Origin of the sequence: Nitrosomonas supralitoralis (assembly GCF_003011925.2) — a bacterium.
GTDB classification, from domain to species: Bacteria; Pseudomonadota; Gammaproteobacteria; order Burkholderiales; family Nitrosomonadaceae; genus Nitrosomonas; species Nitrosomonas supralitoralis.
In genome coordinates this window covers 1-743 of record NZ_PXXU01000175.1, presented here as the reverse complement: position 1 = coordinate 743, position 743 = coordinate 1, and the positions used below count along the sequence as shown (strand labels likewise).

At 34.7% G+C, this 743-nt stretch carries 1 protein-coding gene; it reads left to right on the top strand.

What is annotated here, in order from left to right; all coding sequences use genetic code 11:
- Positions 1-536: 536 nt before the first annotated feature.
- A partial coding sequence (locus C7H79_RS17285) for a hypothetical protein (protein ID WP_147383670.1) occupies positions 537-743 on the top strand: 207 nt, incomplete at its 3' end.

Here is a 743-nt window from a genome sequence, read left to right as displayed (position 1 = left end):
GAGGCAGTAATCTCTTTTTCAGTAAATCGAAGCTTAAATTCCATCAAAACCTCCCGGATGAAAAATATACATCCAGAAAACAACTTTAATTTACTAAAGTATGCTTATTTATAACAGCTTATTCTAATGGCTTCCATTGGAAATCAAACCTAATGGGAAATCTGGGATTAATAATCACCGCTCCAATCAAATTCTGGCCTCTTTGTCCGGGCGGCCTAAACTTGAACATAACGTCTTATAGTAACTCCCGGATATCTCATTCAATGGTAGACAATCTTTCATTTTTACCTAGCGATAATTTTGTTTAGAGTTTTTTGCTCTCTCATCACAGCGCAAACTTTGAATTGATCAGAAATTTTATAGTACAGGCGTACTATAAAAAAAGGACTAATAACCTATTGTATCAAGACATATTTACCCTAATATTAACATCCAGTTTAAAAATATATAGAAACTGAAGGATTATCAATTATCAAAGCTACAACTTGAGTTTATAGAGTTTTTATCGATGAACGACAAAACATAATGGGTCAGAGATGTTAATTAAATTAAATAAAATTCAAATCTACAGCATTCGCCAATTTGCTGTGATTGTGACATTTGTCATGTCATTTGGCATATTCGGTATGCATGCACAAGCGCATACTCCTCACGATATGATAAGTGCATTTGCTGCATCACCCAATTATGCAACTGATAAAACTATGTTCGCGGTAACCGATGGCGCGTATACAGGTTGGCGT